General features: G+C 42.2%; 12 protein-coding genes. All 12 read right to left on the reverse strand.

All coding sequences use genetic code 11. The features are described 5' to 3' along the window. Nucleotides 1-872 precede the first annotated feature (872 nt). The 12 genes from H626_RS0109790 to H626_RS11095 all read right to left on the reverse strand — a co-directional run bounded on the left by H626_RS0109790 (nt 873) and on the right by H626_RS11095 (nt 17,432). Entirely contained in the window at nt 873-3,011 is a 2,139-nt protein-coding gene (locus H626_RS0109790) for a heavy metal translocating P-type ATPase (RefSeq protein WP_027109205.1), read from the reverse strand. Between the two features lie 388 nt (nt 3,012-3,399). Continuing rightward, nucleotides 3,400-4,515, reverse strand: a complete 1,116-nt coding sequence (locus H626_RS0109800) for a glycosyltransferase family 2 protein (RefSeq protein WP_027109206.1) — start codon at nt 4,513-4,515, stop codon at nt 3,400-3,402. A gap of 352 nt (nt 4,516-4,867) precedes the next feature. After that, on the reverse strand, nt 4,868-5,305 hold the full coding sequence (locus tag H626_RS0109805) for a hypothetical protein (RefSeq protein WP_027109207.1): 438 nt from the start codon (nt 5,303-5,305) through the stop codon (nt 4,868-4,870). A gap of 420 nt (nt 5,306-5,725) precedes the next feature. Next, on the reverse strand, nt 5,726-6,997 hold the full coding sequence (locus H626_RS0109810) for a RidA family protein (RefSeq protein ID WP_027109208.1): 1,272 nt from the start codon (nt 6,995-6,997) through the stop codon (nt 5,726-5,728). Between the two features lie 687 nt (nt 6,998-7,684). After that, complete coding sequence (locus H626_RS0109815; protein ID WP_035619226.1) at nt 7,685-8,692, reverse strand: Gfo/Idh/MocA family protein; 1,008 nt, start codon at nt 8,690-8,692, stop codon at nt 7,685-7,687. Between the two features lie 119 nt (nt 8,693-8,811). Further along, nucleotides 8,812-10,263, reverse strand: a complete 1,452-nt coding sequence (locus H626_RS0109820; RefSeq protein WP_027109210.1) for an AcpB/EbpR/MafR family transcriptional regulator — start codon at nt 10,261-10,263, stop codon at nt 8,812-8,814. A gap of 602 nt (nt 10,264-10,865) precedes the next feature. Then, nucleotides 10,866-11,675: an aldo/keto reductase gene (locus H626_RS11085; protein WP_035619251.1), complete on the reverse strand. Its 810-nt coding sequence runs from the start codon at nt 11,673-11,675 to the stop codon at nt 10,866-10,868. A 22-nt stretch (nt 11,676-11,697) separates the two neighbouring features. Further along, nucleotides 11,698-12,546: a metallophosphoesterase gene (locus H626_RS0109830; protein WP_027109211.1), complete on the reverse strand. Its 849-nt coding sequence runs from the start codon at nt 12,544-12,546 to the stop codon at nt 11,698-11,700. Nucleotides 12,547-12,938: 392 nt separating this feature from the next. Then, the gene (locus H626_RS0109835; protein ID WP_027109212.1) at nt 12,939-13,205 is read right to left on the reverse strand and encodes a hypothetical protein; all 267 of its coding nucleotides are present in this window, start codon (nt 13,203-13,205) and stop codon (nt 12,939-12,941) included. Nucleotides 13,206-13,381: 176 nt separating this feature from the next. Continuing rightward, nucleotides 13,382-14,506: a PfkB family carbohydrate kinase gene (locus H626_RS11090; protein WP_051237939.1), complete on the reverse strand. Its 1,125-nt coding sequence runs from the start codon at nt 14,504-14,506 to the stop codon at nt 13,382-13,384. Nucleotides 14,507-14,817: 311 nt separating this feature from the next. Beyond that, nucleotides 14,818-16,095: a mechanosensitive ion channel gene (locus H626_RS0109845; protein ID WP_027109213.1), complete on the reverse strand. Its 1,278-nt coding sequence runs from the start codon at nt 16,093-16,095 to the stop codon at nt 14,818-14,820. A 431-nt stretch (nt 16,096-16,526) separates the two neighbouring features. Next, nucleotides 16,527-17,432 carry a DegV family protein gene (locus tag H626_RS11095; protein WP_051237940.1) on the reverse strand — a complete coding sequence of 302 codons (906 nt, stop codon included), beginning with the start codon at nt 17,430-17,432 and terminating at the stop codon, nt 16,527-16,529. Between the last annotated feature and the right edge of the window lie 7 nt (nt 17,433-17,439).

Here is a 17,439-nt window from a genome sequence, read left to right on the forward strand (position 1 = left end):
ACACTTGGAAGTGTCTGCCGGGCTTCACTGTCGCAATCGACCGCGATTCAAGACACTCGCTTATCTTCTGCTAGTTGAGTGTCCCGCAAATCCTTCCTTCCGGTCTTTATTTGGAAAACGGCTGGCTGAGTGTCCAGATTTGACTTGATAGAGGACACTCCTAGAGAAAAAATAGACTGAGTGTCGCGATCGAGCTGCTTTCTGGACACTCAGCTTTCAATACTTGTTTTAGTGACCAGATCGGGTAGTGTGCGCGCCACTGAGATGGTATTTCCTCGTTGAGTGGCGCGATTCGATTCGGTACTGGACACTTGGAGTGTCTGCCGGCTTTCACTGTCGCAATCGACCGCGATTCGAGACACTCCCTTATCTTCTGCTAGTTGAGTGTCCTGCAAATCCTTCCTTCCGGTCTTTATATGGAAAACGGCTGGCTGAGTGTCCAGATTTGGCTTGATAGAGGACACTCCTAGAGAAAAAACAGGCTGAGTGTCGCGATCGAGCTGCTTTCTGGACACTCAGCATCCAATACTGGTTTTAGTGACCGGAATGGGTAGTGTGCGCGCCACTGAGATAGTATTTCTTCGTTGAGTGGCGCGATTCGATCCGGTACTGGACACTTGGAAGTGTCTGCCGGCTTTCACTGTCGCAATCGACCGCGATTCGAGACACTCGCTTATCTTCTGCTAGTTGAGTGGCGCGCAAGTCTCTCCTTCTGCTCCAACCCCTCATTTCTGTGCGCAAAACTCCACTCTCTGGTTGAAACGAGTTGCGCTTTGCAGAAATGCGGTTGCTTCGTTGGGCTTCACCGATTCTGGTGAATCTTGTTCTGCCCTACTCCAGCCCCTCAGTTCTGAACGCAAAGCTCCACTCTCTTATTTCGTCTGATCCTCCACTTTTAACAAGCGGGCGTTGACTGCCACAATGATGGTACTCAAGGACATGATGGCTGCACCGATCGCTGGCGTGATCAAAATCCCTTGGTTGATCAACACACCTGCGGCTAATGGGATCGCAATGATATTGTAGCCGGCTGCCCAAATCAGGTTTTGAATATTCTTTTTGTGCGTCTCTCTAGATAAATTCAACACATTCAACACATCTCTCGGATCACTATCCACTAACACGACATCAGCCGTTTCGATTGCGACATCGGTCCCAGCCCCGATTGCTATGCCGATATCTGCTTCCGTTAAAGCCGGCGCATCATTGATCCCGTCTCCGACCATCGCAACTTTTTTCTTTCCATTCTCTTTTAATTGTTTAATGTGCCCAGATTTTTCATCCGGCAAGACTTCGGCTTCTACCCGGGTCAATCCAAGTTCTTTTCCGACGCTGGCCGCAACCTTTTCGTTGTCGCCCGTGATCATGACCGTTTCGATCCCGAGTTCATTGAGTTCTCGTATCACCTGGTAAGCTGATTCGCGGATAATATCGCTCAAGGCGATCATGCCCTGTAGTTCATTTTCTTTCACGACAAAGACAACTGTTTTCCCTTCTTGGGAAAATTCTTCATAGCGTTTATAGTCAAAGTCGATATCTTTTTCTTTCATAGCGCCGGGACTGTAGATGGCCACGGTCTCGCCGTTTACTTTGGCGGTCAGCCCCCGACCTGTCAAGTTTTCATAATCCGTTACTTCTTGCCTTGTGATCTCTTGTTTTTGTCCCTCACGGACAATACCTTGCGCTATCGGATGATCGGACTGGCTTTCGACTGCATAAGCTAATCCAAGCAACTCTTTTTCTTCGACTCCCTCAGCAGGAATGAGTGCATCTACGCCAAATTCTCCTTCCGTCAGTGTTCCGGTCTTGTCAAACACGACCGTATCCACCAGACGAGCAGTTTCAAATTGCGTCCGGTTTCGGATCAACAATCCTTCCCGAGCAGCAATCGAGGTCGAAACGGAACTGACTAATGGCATCGCCAGTCCCAATGCATGCGGGCAGGCGATGATCAAGACGGTCACCATTCGTTCGAGCGCAAATTCAAAGTCAGCAGCAGCGATCCAATAACTGAATGTGAGAACGCCTGCCGTGACAGCGATATAAAACAACCATTTGGCGGCGGTATCCGCAAACCCTTGGGCACGAGACTTTGTAGCTTGGGCATTGCGTACCAATTCAACGACTTGAGACAAATACGTCTCAGCTCCCACTTTTTCGACAGTAACGGTCAGGACACCGTTGCCGTTCATCGATCCCCCAATTACTTTTTCACCCGGCTGTTTGTCGACGGGCACAGATTCGCCCGTGAGCATGGATTCGTCCACGGAAGATTCGCCCTTGGTGATTTCACCATCTAAGGGAACTTTTTCGCCCGACTTGACCAAAATGCGATCACCGGGATGCAATTCTTCCACAGGAACAGTTGTAGTCTCCCCGTTCTCATCTAACTTGTGCGCATCGTTCGGCATCAGTTCAATAAGTTCTTCCAACGCTTTGGAGGCGCCCATTTGCGATTTCATTTCGATCCAATGACCAAGTAGCATGATGTCGATCAATGTAGCCAGCTCGAAGTAAAAATCACTTCCTTCAATAATGAAAGTCGTCAGCGAACTATAGACATAGGAAGCCACAATAGCTAGCGAAATCAAGGTCATCATACCCGGTGTGTGCTCTTTTGTGATTTCTCGTCTGGCACCTGTCAAGAAGGGTTTGCCTCCATAAAAGAAGATGAAGGTTGCCAACGCGAAAAGAATGATGTCAGAACCAGGAAAACTAAATTCAAATCCAATCAGTTCCTGTATCATTGGAGCTAAAGCTGCGATCGGGATCGTAACGATCACTGAGATCCAAAAACGCTTTTTGAAGTCCTCCACCATATGGGCATGATGATCGTGATGACCTCCATGACCCCCGCCATGTTCATGCCCTTCGTGGCTCTCATGGGTTTCATGGTCTCCCTTTTTGTGGTTCGTAGCGTGCTGTTGAGTTTCCATTTCCTGCTCGCTGTGGTGTGGCTGTTCATGCGAACCGTGTTCTTTTTCTTGATGTAGATCTTTTTCGTGATTCATCTGAAAGGCCTCCTCGTAAAGTCTGCTTACTTATTATCGTCCTATTCGTTTACAACTGTAAACGCATCGTTTCATCATTAGTATAGGACTTCTCTTTTTGAATGTCAATCGATTTACTCTCGCTTTCAGCAAATAGAAAGTTAAAAAGGGTCGATCCCCATTTTATTGGAATCGACCCTTTTTAAAGATACTTTATTTTTTATATAACCGGCCTTGTCTTTTTATGCAGATCTATAGCGAGCCACTCTACCGTTTCTTTGTTTAAAGGTCGCTCACCCATTTTCATTCTCTTATCCACATTCAAGGTAAATAGAGACAGACGATCCGGCATGCGTCAACTTGCTGGGCATGCTTAGACCGGCCAGTCCCGCTTTCAAAATTGTATTTTTTATTGATACTGTCTTCCTTTCCAACTATATCCTTTCTTGGTTACACTCTGAAGCATGGAATCGAGACCGATACCGATCAAAAGCACTACACTAAGCGGCATCAGGAAACTGATCCATCCTGGTATCCCATGCATCCTATCAATACTGTATTTGACCAACACTCCTAGAGCGTAAGCAATGCCAACCAATAGAATGGGAACTTCCTTGATCAGCACTAACGGTAGAATGAACAACGTGAAATAATACAACAGTACTAAACTAAGGAGAGAACTTTTCCGATCGAGATTAGCGAAAAAATTTTTCTGGTAACCGAACCAAACCGAACGGAAGTCTTCGTACATCCGCATCTTTACAAGTGTATCGACATTGAGTAAAGTCGCAGAATTATGTAGTTGTTTTTGCCGTTTGAACAAATCCATATCTTCGACCAAGGATTCTTTGACCGCTTCATGTCCCCCACTATTGTGGTACGCATTTCTTTCTATCGCAACGAAGCCGCCATGGGCTGCCGAAAAGAGGGGATCGTGACTCTTTTTAATATATTTTATCGGTAAATGCATCATTACTGCCACCAGCATCAGGGGCACGACCAATTTCTCCCCCCACGTTTTGACTATCTGCTGGGGAAATCCCGATATGATCCCCGGTTCCTCTGTTTCGATTACAGGGAGTAGTTTTTCGATTGCTTTTGGTTTCAATCGGGCATCTGCATCAATAAACAAATACCAGTCCCCCGTTGCTTCTTGAGCTAGTTGATGACAGGCAAAGGATTTCCCTACCCATCCCTCGGGCAATTCTTTTCCGCGGACAACACGGAGTTTAGTGAATTCCTTTTGTAATTTTTCAAGAATAGCCGGTGTCTGGTCAGTGGAATGATCATCCAGTACGAGCACTTCTTTCGGGACGACCGTTTGCTTCATTACCGCTTGGATGCAGGCTTCTATATTCTTTTCTTCATCCCGTGCAGGGATCAATATACTTATGGATGATCGTGTGGACTGCTGGGGATCTCTTTTGTAGTCACTGGGTTTTGGCAAATTGTAGTGATTCCACCACACGAATACTAATTCACATACTAACGTTCCAATAATGGCAGAAATCAATACCGTACTCATTTAAACACCTTCTTTAGTTGATCTAACCAGTCACTCGTCGAGCGGTCGGGTTTATTGATTTGATACATGCAGTCGGATCCTGTAAATGGATGGCAGCGATCAAAATCTGTTCTGTGCTATCGATTGCTTGGTGAGCACACCTTCAACCAACGCTACCCATTCTTTTTGTGTATGATCCTTCGATTCGACAGCCTAGGCAACATTGATTGCTGCTATAGGACAGTGGACGCTCAGGGGAGCTGCAACTATCGTACATTTATTCTAGCCTTTTTCAGCTTACTTGTCTATCGTGTATTCCGAGATCCCAGTCCGCTCATCTGGATGTTCTAGTCCATTCCACCTCTACCCTAGTTTATTTTCCCTCTTGCAGATACCATTTCTTGTGTGTGGGAATTTCTACATTCCGGATCAATTCCAGCTCGATAGCTATCAAATCCTCCGCCGTCTGGACATAAATAGTTTGCGCGTGAAATCCTGTCACGATCCCCACAACATCCGCCTCATACTGACCGTTTACAATAAAATCCGTTTGAATCGCAACCGTTTTTCGCTGGGCATACGCTTGCTGTAACATGATGGCCATTTCCTCCAACTCTTGCTTTGGTTTCGCTTCTGCCACAAAAGCCTCTTTCTTATCATATTGTTGCTTCATCTCCATGTGATCCGACAAAATGAACCCTTCCCATTTCTTCATCCCACGATCCTGGTACCCTTCTTTCGTCGGGTCGATGCGCGTGATTTTTTCGTCCACATGATCCTCTTTTCGAAAATAGTAAGGATTCGTATCCATAATTTTTTGCTCCTTTCGTTCGCCTTATCTATAGTATACGAACATACGTTCGATTAGTAAAGCAAAATAATGTGTGCCCTCCATTCTATTTTGTTTGCAACAATGGTAAAGCTGAACCCCTCCTCTTTCTTTATACTGCCAGAACTTTAGACCATTGAGCTTCGAGCGGCTGAGTGTTAAGGGAATCTACTGGCCTTTTTCTATACAAAATAAAAAATCGTATCAGCAAGTTCGTTAGAACTCACCGATACGATCGATCAGAGAATAAAATAAACTGAGATAAAAATCGTCTGGCAGCACGAAAAAACTGCTGACTTTTTACTCGATCTCACCTTTTCATGCTTAGGTCATGCGATTCCGCCTGCACCCTTGGCAGTAAAATCCTAATCTAGTCGTTCTGCATTTACACCCAACTGCTTACTACGCTATTGGAGGTGTTCCTTCAGCGTTTGACACAACTGCATCCATTTGGACTAAAGCATCTTGAGGTAGAGCAGATACGCCAACTATTGTCCGAGCGGGAACGCCATCTGGGAAGAAAGTTGTGTAGGCTTCGTTTACAGCATCACTATCCGCAATATTTTTAAGGTAGATGGTGACTTTGACAACATCCTCCATTACATGGTCGATACTTTCAATAATTGCTTGAATATGCTTCAAGCATTGTGTAGCTTGCTCTTTGACATCAGCGGCGACTATTTTACCCGTTTTTGGATCCACAGGTAATTGAGCGGAAATATGATTGTAATGAGAAAAAGCGACAGTTTGTGTAGATAGGGAACTTTTTGGTGCCTTTTCTGTATTGTTTGCTTCAATGATCAGGCCGTGTCTGTCTTCGACAAGTTGAGGAGGTGTACCGTCTCCGTGAGATACCACTGCATCGATTTGTACCAAAGCACCCATCGGTAAATCTGAAACAGCCACGACTGTCCGAGCAGGAACATAGGCTACGGCTCTAGCGATAGCTGAGTCAGGGAAAAAGGTTGTGTACACTTCATTGACGGCTTCGCTATCAGAGAAGTTTTTTAGATAAATAGTGATTTTAACAATATCGTCAAATGGAACGTCAATACTTTCTAAAATAGCTTTGATATTTTTTAAAGATTGCGCTGTTTGAGCTTTTACATCCCCCTCTATCACTCTACCTGATTTTGGATCGATCGGTAATTGAGCCGATAGATTATTGTAATGAGAAAAAGCGACAGATTGAGTGGATAAAGAACTCAGTGGTGCATTAGCTGTATTATTTGTCAGTTTTATAAGGTCACCCGATTGTGGTGCATCCGGGATCGTGCCTTCTCCATGTGAAACGAGTGCATCGATTTGTACCAGAGCATCCATCGGTAAGGCCACAACGGCAACTGCTGTCCGTGTAGGAGTATAAGTTGGGAAGAAGGTTTTATATACTTCATCGACTTTATCCACGTCTTTGATATTCTTGACAAACACAGTGATTTTGACAACATCACTCATAACGTGATCGATACTTTCTACGATTGCCTTGATATTTTTAAAGCATTGTTCGGCCTGTGCCTTTACATCTCCCGCTACCAATTTACCCGATTGTGGATCGATGGGTAATTGAGCCGATAGATTATTGTAATGAGAGTAAGCTACCATTTGTGAAAAGGGACCGCTATTTTGTGGAGCGTTTTTCGTGTTTCTTGGTGATACTGCGTTATAGTTGCTCATAATAAAACTCTCCTTTTGATTGATTTGTGTAACACACGTTTCAGACCGGTCCAATCAGCTTTCCACTGCCTGTTCAACTGGTCTGAAACTTGATTTAGTAAGAAATAAAGCGCTTACTAAACACAAGAATTATTGTACCATGCTTTCTTCGTTTTGACTATATCTATTATCGAAATCTAATTTAAGACGTCTAGTTTCAGATTTTTTGTTTCATCGTAGCCAGATTCAAAAAAGAAAAGGAAGACAGCAGTTTCTCTTGAGAAGTTAAGGGGGATTTGCCTACTTATTCCGCAAGAGAAATCACTTCTCATCAGAAGAGACAAGGAGCCTTGTCTCTTTCCCTGATTTTTTTGTTACCTGCAGGAGTTTTGTTCTTACCTCATTCAACTCCTGCAGATAAAGTATGAAACGGCAGGAGTTTTGTCCAAATCCTGTCAAACTCCTTCCGTTTCTCTATTATCTGCAGGAGTTTTGTCTGTATGCTGCTCAACTCCTGCAGATAAAGCACGAATCGGCAGAAGTTTTACCCAAATCCTGTCAAACTCCTGCCGTTTCTCTATTAAATCGTATCGACACTTGTGTTAGAACTCGCCGACGCGAGTTCTTACATATAAATCTTTCTTTCAAGAGAAAGACGGTATACAAAAAGGTCGAAACCAGCGTTTCGACCTTTTCCTATTTCCTCTTTTATTTTTTATCTGATGGGAAAATGATATCGGCGTCTTGTCGCATATCATAGAGCATGCGCTGCACGATACCACTTAATCGTGTCCAGTCTTCATAATTTTTTATCTGTTCGGGATCTTCCGGATGCAATAACACTTGTGCAAAATCTGTTGCTTCTTCTTTCAATGTCATGACTGCATCTTTCTTAATGATCGTTTCGGTTTCTTTTGTACGGACATCGACTTTTTCAACTGAAGAAATCGTGGTCACACCATCTAAAACCAATGTATAGTCCTGCCCATATATTTCACTTGGAGCAACGGTTGTCACATTTTTCCCGCATTGAATCACTACGTCAAAATCAGTGTAACGCAACAACCCAATCCCATTTCCATCCACACCAGTTGCAATCTTCTGTGCCGTATATTCTACAGACACCGGCTCTCCAAACCAACTCGCGGCCACGTACAATGGATATACACCTAAGTCCATCAATGCACCGCCAGCAAATTGCAATGAAAAAATATTTGGCTCTTGTCCAGCCAACACTTGATCGTAGCGGGAAGAATATTTCATAAAGGACAACCGTGCCCCTTTGACCTCTCCAAGCGTTTCAATTTGCCTGGAAGCTATTTTAAAATTCTCCTCATGAATGTGCCGCGCCGCTTCAAATAACTTAACTCCATGCGCGTGCGCTTGTTTGACAGCTTGTTCCCACTCATCCGGAGAAGTAAATGCCGGTTTTTCAACAATGACATGTTTTTTCGCTGCTAACAGTTCCATCGCTTGTTCAAAATGCAAGCTATTGGGAGAGGCCACATAGACCACGTCGATCTCTGGTCGTTGTGCAAAAGCAGTCAAATCTGTTTCAAAAATCGTTGCGCCATATTTTTTGCCAAAATCTGCTGCCTTTTCTTTGGAACGGGAATACACCGCTTCAATCGTGTAGTGCCCCGACTCCAACGCACCTTTGGCAAATAAGTCACTGATCATACTTGTTCCGATCATCCCTACTTTAATTTGTTCCATTTGAATCTCCTTCATCGTTTGTATTTTTTTCTTCGTCTGTTTTTCCTTGATTCCTATCTTACACAGTTTCTAAGCAAATGCATTTTCCATTTCTATTCTAACATGTATTTAAACAGTCATCAGTCCATTTTTATAAATTCTTCGATAAGCCACTGATTGATTTGTTTAGCTGTTTCATCTAATTGTCTATAATTTAAGCGAAAGACCGGTAAGTGTTTCAAGTCTGTTTTCGTGATCATTTCTAAAGCAGTATCCGTTATGACCAAATCGATCTCCGTTTCCAAAAAGAGTTGATTGGCGAATAGTCGGTAGCTGGCTTTATTTAATACCATCGAGTGAAAATAATCTCTTAAAATCCGCTCTTGATACAATCCTAATTCGCTGACCAGCAGGATGGTCTTTTGTCCTCTTTTTTCCGTCAGCTGTTTTGCCAGTCCATTCCAATGAATGACGATCCAATATGCATAACTATCTTCTAATCCTGCAATCGTTTTTTTTAAGATTGGAAATTGTTCCAATAAAGAGAGCGCAATGGTCGAAAATTCTTCATACCATTTCCCCATACCCTGCAATATATTATCGCGTTTCACTGCAAATGAAAAAGTCGAGTCCCCTTTGAAATACATACGGTAATAGCCCTGCAACACCATTCGCGCAAGTAAATTCTCCTCGTTCGGAAGGGTGACGGTCAATATGAGTCTTAACTCAGTGATGTATTCTTTCATCAAATCGTAAATCACGTGCAGTTCCGAGGAATCGATCACTAAAATTTTTTCCGGATGGGGTGCATAACGCAAGAAATACAAAGTAAGTAGCTGTTCTTCTTCCGTGGATAGGGTCAGCGAAAGTTCGTCAGTTAGCTGAGTCAGCTGTTTTCTAAATGCTGGATAAGTACTAACGGGGGCGTAAAAGGCTCCCATGGTCCGTCCTTTTCGGATATGGTCTAAAGAGATAGTCAAAAAGTAAACAGCCTCTCTTTCAACTGTAGCCGATAGCCAAAACTTTTGCTTCTTTTTTATTGTTTGAATGAACGCATAACTTTTCTGGGCCAACTCTCTATCGTATGCGTAAGGATGACCAGGATTCAAGGTAGCGTAGTAGACACTGAAAAAATGGCGGACGGCTAACACGGATCCATTGATTCGGCAAGGATTCAAAGAAATAGTTAGTTGATACGGTTCCAATACTGTGTTGATTTGCTGTACGCTCCTTCGTAAAGTAGAAGAACTTACATGCAGAAGGTCCTCACACTGCTCAGCAGATACTGCTTCATTTTCAAATAGCAGCTGGATACAGCGCACATTTGTGTTGTCGTTGTATATTTCTTGGATCAATGCACTAACGGTCTTTCCTGGTTTTTCTTCCAGCTTCAAAATATTGTTTTTATTTGCTGAAAGGTTAAAATAATCTTTGTATTTCTCTTGAAAATAAGTAAGATCTGACTTGATCGTTCGAGTCGAACAAGCTAACTTCGCAGCCAAATTCTCAGCTGTTAAATCTTTTTTTACAGTCAATTCTTCCAGTAATCCAATATGTCGTTGTTCCGAAACGGATAGCAATCTCCTAAACATACTCTCCCCCCTCGTTCTGTATACTCTCTTGTCTACAGTTTAGCAAACAAAAGTGTAAAGCACGAATGATAAGAAAGAATGAATAAGGAGGCCGTTTTCATAATGAAAACAACCTCCTTTTTATTGGTCTGATTCTATTTATCTTTTTGCCTTTTTGGAGAGAAAAGACAGATGGATGGAGAAAGATAAGAGAGGAGGAAATAGAATGTTACCAAATTCGCATATCTCTTACTCCAAAATAGACAGAGGATGTCAAGAGAATATGGAGAGGATATGTAAAAAAATGCACTTAACTACCTATTTAAGAACAGTTGTCATTTAATTGCGTCCATTTCTCTCTCTTCTACCTTAAATATATAGTATCTCAAATAATGAGAAAATTCTAATCATCTTTTTCCTTGCACCAGGAAAAGTGTGAAAACGTTGTCTATTCAACGTTTTATCTGTCTTTTACATATTGATTATAACAGGTTTTTCCTGTTTTTTTCTATTCTGGACACTTGAAAAATAAAAAGAAGGTGCAACTCATTGGAACGATTTTCAGGAAGATTGTCCGAAAAAAGGAGGAGCGTCCGGGATAAATCCCCCGTCGCTCCTCCTTTTTATTCGTGATCCAATTTTTTGATGGCTTCCATTTCTTCATAAGCCAGTTCAAAATCAAACAAGTCTAAATTTTCATCGAGACGACCGATTTTAGATGTTTTGGGTATCGGAATGATTCCTCGTTGGAGGGACCATCTTAAGGCTACTTGTGCGGGAGTTTTCCCGTGACGTTTACCAATTCGTTCCAACAATTGAAAAGCTTCCAATTGTCCCCGATTTATCGGACTATAGGCCATTGACACAAGCCCTTGCTGGTCGCAAAAAAGTTTCAAGTCCTCTTGAGAAAAACTTGGATAGCTTTGGTATTGATTCACCATCGGCAACACTTCGGCTTCTTCCATTAAATACCGTATTTGTTTTTTATTGAAATTGGAGACTCCGATTGCTTTTACTTTACCTTTTTTGTACATTTTTTCTAACAATTTCCACGTATCTAAATTGACTTCATCGCTCTCATCAGGCCAATGGATCAACAGCAAATCGATGTAATCCAGTCCTAAGTGATTCAAACTTTTTTTCACCGAATCTTTTGCTTTATCGTATCCCATTTCTGTGCGCCAGATTTTTGTGACGACAAAAACATCTTCTCTCTTCACTACGCCGTCCCTTTCAGCTCGTTCAATAGCGGAGCCTACTTGTTCTTCATTGCCATACATTGAAGCGGTGTCCAACAAACGGTAACCTTTTTTTAAAGCAGAATAAATAATGCTTTCCCCTTCGTTGTCTTCCAGGTGAAATGTACCCAAACCAATTTGTGGTATCTTGACACCATTTCTCAACATATACGTATCCAACCGTGTGATTGCCATGTTTACCCCTTCTTTCACTTAATTATTCTAATGTGATCAAGCCAATTTCCGGGCGGTTGTTGATGCGGAATGGGAAGCCAGAATTTCCAAGACCGCGGTTGATGATCAAGCGTTTCGATGGATTTTCCTTGCTGTGGAACAATCCGTAGTCGTAATACGGTAGTCTCCCTTGACCGGGAGCAAACAACCCGCCTACGAACGGCATCCGAATTTGACCGGCGTGCGTATGTCCAGATAGTGTTAAGTCTGGTGCCTTCGTTCTGTCGACTAAATATTCTTCGAAATATTCAGGATGATGCGCCAATAATATTTTGGGCTGATCGACCATGCCTTCGGTCAATTGGATATTTTTCAATAGTGGGCGTGGTGTTGACGCCATCGTGTTTTTTTCAGCCAGACCCATTAAAACAAATCCTTCGTCGGCCTGTCCAAATGAGATCCATTCCGCTTTGTCTTCCAATAAAGTTACGTGGGAAGCCTGCATCATGATTTTAAATGACTCATAATCTCCCGATTTGATATCATGATTTCCTGTTACGACATAAACGGGTGCCATCTTACTCAATAGGATCCCAAAATCTTCAAATTGGATTGCAGATAAATCCGGTAGCCCTGCGTGGACGATATCCCCCGTGATCACTATCAGATCCGGATCGAGCTCGCCTACTTTTTCCGCTAACTTCATTAAATTCGGCCCGTGTTTGGGTAAATGGAAATCCGATAGATGAACGATTTTTACACCTTTTACATTTTGAGCTAAATGTGGAATTCTCACTGTGTAAGAAGTCACTTCTGCTACTGTATTTTGAAAATACAAGTAGCTTGCCATACCGGCTAGTCCAATTGCACCAGCTCCCCATAATCCTACCATTCCTTTTCCTCCTACACTTTCGTTCTATCTGTATTTTAACAAATTCACACAAAAAATGCTCTTATTCTTTATTGTAACCTATTCTCATTGTTAACGATTGCATATAAGGAGGTTTCCTTAAGAAGTTATGTATGTATGTTTGCCTGCTCACTCCGCACGAAAAAGCCCTTATCTTCAGAAGAAGCCAGTATCCTTGTCTATACTTCTATCATTTTACTGTTTTCGTAAGGAGTACTGTCTCTATTTTGTTCAACTCCTGCCGTTCTTGACATTCAGTCTGGAAAACTGGCTACTCTTTTAGACCCTATCAACAGTATCTTAACACCGATAGTCACTCATTTTGAAAATAAAAAAGAACTCGCCAGCAGCCAGTTCTTTTTGTATTCATATTTTTACGATACATACGTCAAATGTTTAAAGGAAATCGAATGCACTCTGCGTCGTTGGCTACAATTTAACTCGTCTAATGAAACGGTGCTCACACCCATTCGAAATAAATCCTTGATTTCGAGGTGGTTTTTTCTTAAAACTCGATCCAAAGGGCAATCCAGTTCACCATCTGCGTTTGTCAGCACATCTTCCTCATCAACAGGCAACTCTTGGGTAGACGTTTCTGATTCCAAAGTATAAATGTATACCATCTTATTCTTTTCGCCCATCTCATCACCTTTACTTTCCTAAATAATACAGTGCCTAAACTAAGTACATTGCTCACAAGGATTTGACCAATTTGTGACAACCGTTATTTTTTCCTTTTGTTTAGTATACTGGATTTTTCCAGAAAGTGTGTGACAATTTTCCGACTAAATTCGTGACGTTTTTGTGAATTTCCCCCTTATGTTTTCACCCCGTTTTTAGGGTAGCGTTTCAAATCTTTTTCCAGTGTCTGTTGAGTAAGATCTTGCCTGACAGTATACGAATCTAAGCTCGTATAAAATGCATTCGCATAGGCAAAATCGAGCGATTCACCTAACTCTCTTTCGTTGTAGGTCCCATAAATCAAGCCGGCCAACAACGCCTCTCCAACACCCCAATTGTAGCGTTGTAAATCATGATGCGGATGTTTGATGATCTGTACTTCCCCATTGGTTTGCGTTGCATAGACCACTTGCTTATTCTCTTTTACAATGAAGACCGTTTTCGCACCTTTTTCAAGCCATTTCCGTGCGCCTTCTTTCACTTCTTCTTCGGTTTCCATTTTTATTCCAAAGTGATAGGCCGTTTCATCATATTTTGTCACGACACAATCGATGCCATCGATCGATTCCGGTAAATTTTCTGTTTTTAGGATCGAAGTTGTAATGAGATGCATGGGTATATGATAGCGTGTAGCCATGCTTTTCAACATGCTCAATGTTTGTCCAGGGATATTGGTGTCGGCAACGATGTAAGAAGCTTTCTCAATATATTGTTGATACTGGCTCAACCATTCACGTGTCATATGGTTATATATATCCATCTCGGCTAAACCTAGGATCATTTTACCTTCTTCATTCACTATTTCTGTAAAGTTTCCAGTCGTATAATCTGCCAGGACGTCAACCATTTCCAGATTCATATATGGTTGGGACACGCGTTGGATGGTCCGCCAGCTTTCATCTTTCCCGACAATGGATAAGAGGGTCGTGGGCAATTCTAGTTTACCTAAATTTTCAGCAATATTCCGGGCAACTCCACCCGGGTGGCTGTGGGAAGAGACTTTGTTAGACGTATTGCGGATCAGGTCTCCATCGACATGATAAATACGGTCAATATTTGCTCCACCAACGCAGACGATGGGACGATTGTCATTGACGACATAAGCTCTCCCTACCAGATACCCTTTAGAGACCAAACCAGAAATCATATTGGCGACACTGGGCCTGGACAACCCAATAAAGTCACTCAGCTCTTTTTGAGAAATATAAGGATTCTCCCGGATCTTCTGTAATATTTTTGCTTCGTTATTGTTTAATACCATAGTCTTTCCGCCTTTTTTGTATCATTTCTTTACTAACAGTATGACAGAAAACCCTATAAAAAAACAGAGAGTTTTCATGAAATTTTATGTGTTTTTATTACAGATCGTCCGGTTTGTTACAGTTGGATAACAAGTCCATTTGCAGAACTTATACCCAGTTCAAAATCGACTATGGAATATTATACTGTGCTCGTGTATCTTTCTAGAAAAACAAAAAAAACTTCCTCACAGGATCCGCCCGTTTTTCAACTGCTGGCTTATCCTGAAGAGGAAGTCTATTGAAGTGATGAAACCGTTCATTTAGAAAGTTCTTATTTTTTCAAAGGATTTTCTTGTGGTTCATCATTCTTCAGTTTTTCTTTTTCCATTTTTGCATCTAATTTAGTTAATTGGTCTTTTGCAAAATCACGGCCACCGACACCGAAGGCAATACCGAAGGCTACAGCCAATCCTCCGAGTACGATGATGAATGCCCAGTTGACAATGGTGGTAGCAAAGTTCAATTGGTCAAGTGTCATGAATAAGGCAAAGGCGATCAAGATATATTTAACGAGTTCTCCAGTAAATCTGCTTCCAGTTGCTTTGGTGATCACGCGTGCAAGCATTTGTCCGCCAACTAAACCTAAGGATATAATAACTAAGGCAAAGATGACATTTGGTAGGTAGCCAATGATGGCTGTTCCAATTGTGTTCAATACATCTAAGTTTAAAGCAGTGATGGCTTCAACGAAGAAGAACAAACCAATCAAAATGGCGACAATATTTCCGATGATGTTCGCAAAGTCTATATTCATGCTTCCTGATTTATTGATATAGTCAGAAAGTTTGTTGACGCCTGTTCCATTTAATAAGTCAGTGAGCAGGTCACCCACAAATTTAGCAATAGCGAAGCCAACACCTATCAAAATCACAGCTACTAAAATATTTGGAATAGCTGACATCAATGAGTTCAATACATTAATGATCGGTTCTGAAATCGAGCGGATATTTAATGTTTCCAAAGCTACGGTAATGATCGGTACGAGGATCAATACATAGACAATGTTTGCTAATACCGTTGCAATCGAATCTTTTTTGCCAGCTTTTAGTTCTTTATCTGCATCCGTCGTAGTTGAAGATCCAGTCAATTTACCAACTGCTCCATCCAAATTCATTGAATAAGCCAGATTGTAAATCAAATTCTTAACAAAGCGTGCTGCGAATATGCCAATGGTCAAGATCACTGCAGCAGCAATGATATTAGGCAAATAATTCAAGGCTGTCGTCATCATATTTTCAAAAGGAGCTGCGACACCATCTAATCCAAATGCGCTAAAGATCCCTGGTAAGAATAATACCCATACTAAATAATAAAATGCTTTAGCGATCGCATCGATGGTTTCTTGTGCTCTTTCTTTGGTGTTTGCTACTCCCCAGCCTGTCAAACGATCATCAAAGTCGATTGCTCTGAGACCTTTACTGATAGCCTGTTTGACTAAAGTTGCCACTAGCCATGCAACGACGATTAAAGCAATACCCAACAGTAACTGCGGTAAATAGTTGATGAAACTATTGACTCCGCGTGAAAATGAATCCGTTATATTATCCATTTTACATCTCTCCTTTTCGTTTTTAATTGCTTTCTACAACTCTAACTATAGCAAAGGAAAATTTAATTTGAAAATAAAACGCTCATATTATGACAAAATTGTGAATTTTTATCCAATGGGTCCATTCTTCTAAAAACCAGGCATTCTCTAGCATTTGTTCACTGTTTTTTTCGATTCGCGGCTGCTCGACACTGTCTGAAAAACTCAGTCCTGATTTGTCGAAATCCATTTCAACAGAAAAAAGCAGAACGAAAAAAAGCATTCAGACCCGAAAAAACTTCGCGCACTGTATCCAGAAGTCGCTGGATCCCCACCGGCTAGAGCCCTGTGAAACGGCTAGCAGGCCTGCCATTTCAGACCCCTTTTCAGAAAGCACCATTCTTGAAACAAAAAGAAGCTAGGATACAAGTCCCAGCCTCTTCTGCTCATTCCTATTCAACTATTACAGTGTCCGCTTCCATCACGGTCAGGGGATAATAGATTGCCGGTTTTTCATCGAAATAAAAAATCCCGCCACCGCCAATCCCCAAATGAGACCCCAATAAGGCTCCAACACGAAAAACATGCGTCGTTGCTTCTGGAAACCGTTCCTTGACACCTGCGACCAGTATTTCTGCCAGCGGTTCATCTCCACAATGAGTGACCACAAAACTTTGATCAGGAAAATCTTTTGCCGTTTCTTCCGCATCGTTTAAAATTTTCTTATGCACCCGTTTTTGCCCACGTACGATTTTTTTGATCGTGATGGCTTTGTCTTTTACTGTCAAGTAGGGTTTAATATTCAACGCTGTCCCCGCTTTTCCCGCAGCATTCGGCAAACGGCCACCTTTCACCAGCCAGTCTAAATCATCGAGTGTGAACGCATAGTGTACATGTTCACAATTCCATTTAGTCTGTGCCACGATCGTATCGTACTCGATCCCTTGTTTGGCCATTTCCATTGCCTGAGCCGCAATCAGCGCGCCTCCATCTGATCCGCCTCCCGTATCTATCACGGTAACGCGCATATCCGGATGCTCTGATTGGTACTCTGCAAAAACCTGATAGGCTAACTGATACGTCCCCGAAAACTTCGAAGACAAACTCAAATAAATCGCATCTTCCCCATCTTCGCGACAGCGATCCAATGCCTCTATGATCGATTTGACACTTGCCTGACTCGTCTTTGGCATTTTCCCTTTTCGCATGAAGGCGTAGACTTCTTCCAACTGAATTTCCTCTTCATCCAAATAGGGCACATCATCCAATATCACACTTAACGGAATAAACTCATACTTATAGGCATTCCGCATCGCCTCATTCTGATCAATTCCTGAATCAATTAAAATCCTCGTCATCTCACAT

Source organism: Lacticigenium naphthae DSM 19658 (genome assembly GCF_000425865.1).
Taxonomy (GTDB): Bacteria; Bacillota; Bacilli; order Lactobacillales; family Carnobacteriaceae_A; genus Lacticigenium; species Lacticigenium naphthae.

Coding starts and splice junctions, on each gene's coding strand:
- H626_RS0109790 (WP_027109205.1), bottom strand. CDS start 3,011: ATGAATCACGAAAAAGATCTACATCAAGAAAAAGAACACGGTTCGCAT.
- H626_RS0109800 (WP_027109206.1), bottom strand. CDS start 4,515: ATGAGTACGGTATTGATTTCTGCCATTATTGGAACGTTAGTATGTGAA.
- H626_RS0109805 (WP_027109207.1), bottom strand. CDS start 5,305: ATGGATACGAATCCTTACTATTTTCGAAAAGAGGATCATGTGGACGAA.
- H626_RS0109810 (WP_027109208.1), bottom strand. CDS start 6,997: ATGAGCAACTATAACGCAGTATCACCAAGAAACACGAAAAACGCTCCA.
- H626_RS0109815 (WP_035619226.1), bottom strand. CDS start 8,692: ATGGAACAAATTAAAGTAGGGATGATCGGAACAAGTATGATCAGTGAC.
- H626_RS0109820 (WP_027109210.1), bottom strand. CDS start 10,263: ATGTTTAGGAGATTGCTATCCGTTTCGGAACAACGACATATTGGATTA.
- H626_RS11085 (WP_035619251.1), bottom strand. CDS start 11,675: ATGGCAATCACACGGTTGGATACGTATATGTTGAGAAATGGTGTCAAG.
- H626_RS0109830 (WP_027109211.1), bottom strand. CDS start 12,546: ATGGTAGGATTATGGGGAGCTGGTGCAATTGGACTAGCCGGTATGGCA.
- H626_RS0109835 (WP_027109212.1), bottom strand. CDS start 13,205: ATGGGCGAAAAGAATAAGATGGTATACATTTATACTTTGGAATCAGAA.
- H626_RS11090 (WP_051237939.1), bottom strand. CDS start 14,506: ATGGTATTAAACAATAACGAAGCAAAAATATTACAGAAGATCCGGGAG.
- H626_RS0109845 (WP_027109213.1), bottom strand. CDS start 16,095: ATGGATAATATAACGGATTCATTTTCACGCGGAGTCAATAGTTTCATC.
- H626_RS11095 (WP_051237940.1), bottom strand. CDS start 17,432: ATGACGAGGATTTTAATTGATTCAGGAATTGATCAGAATGAGGCGATG.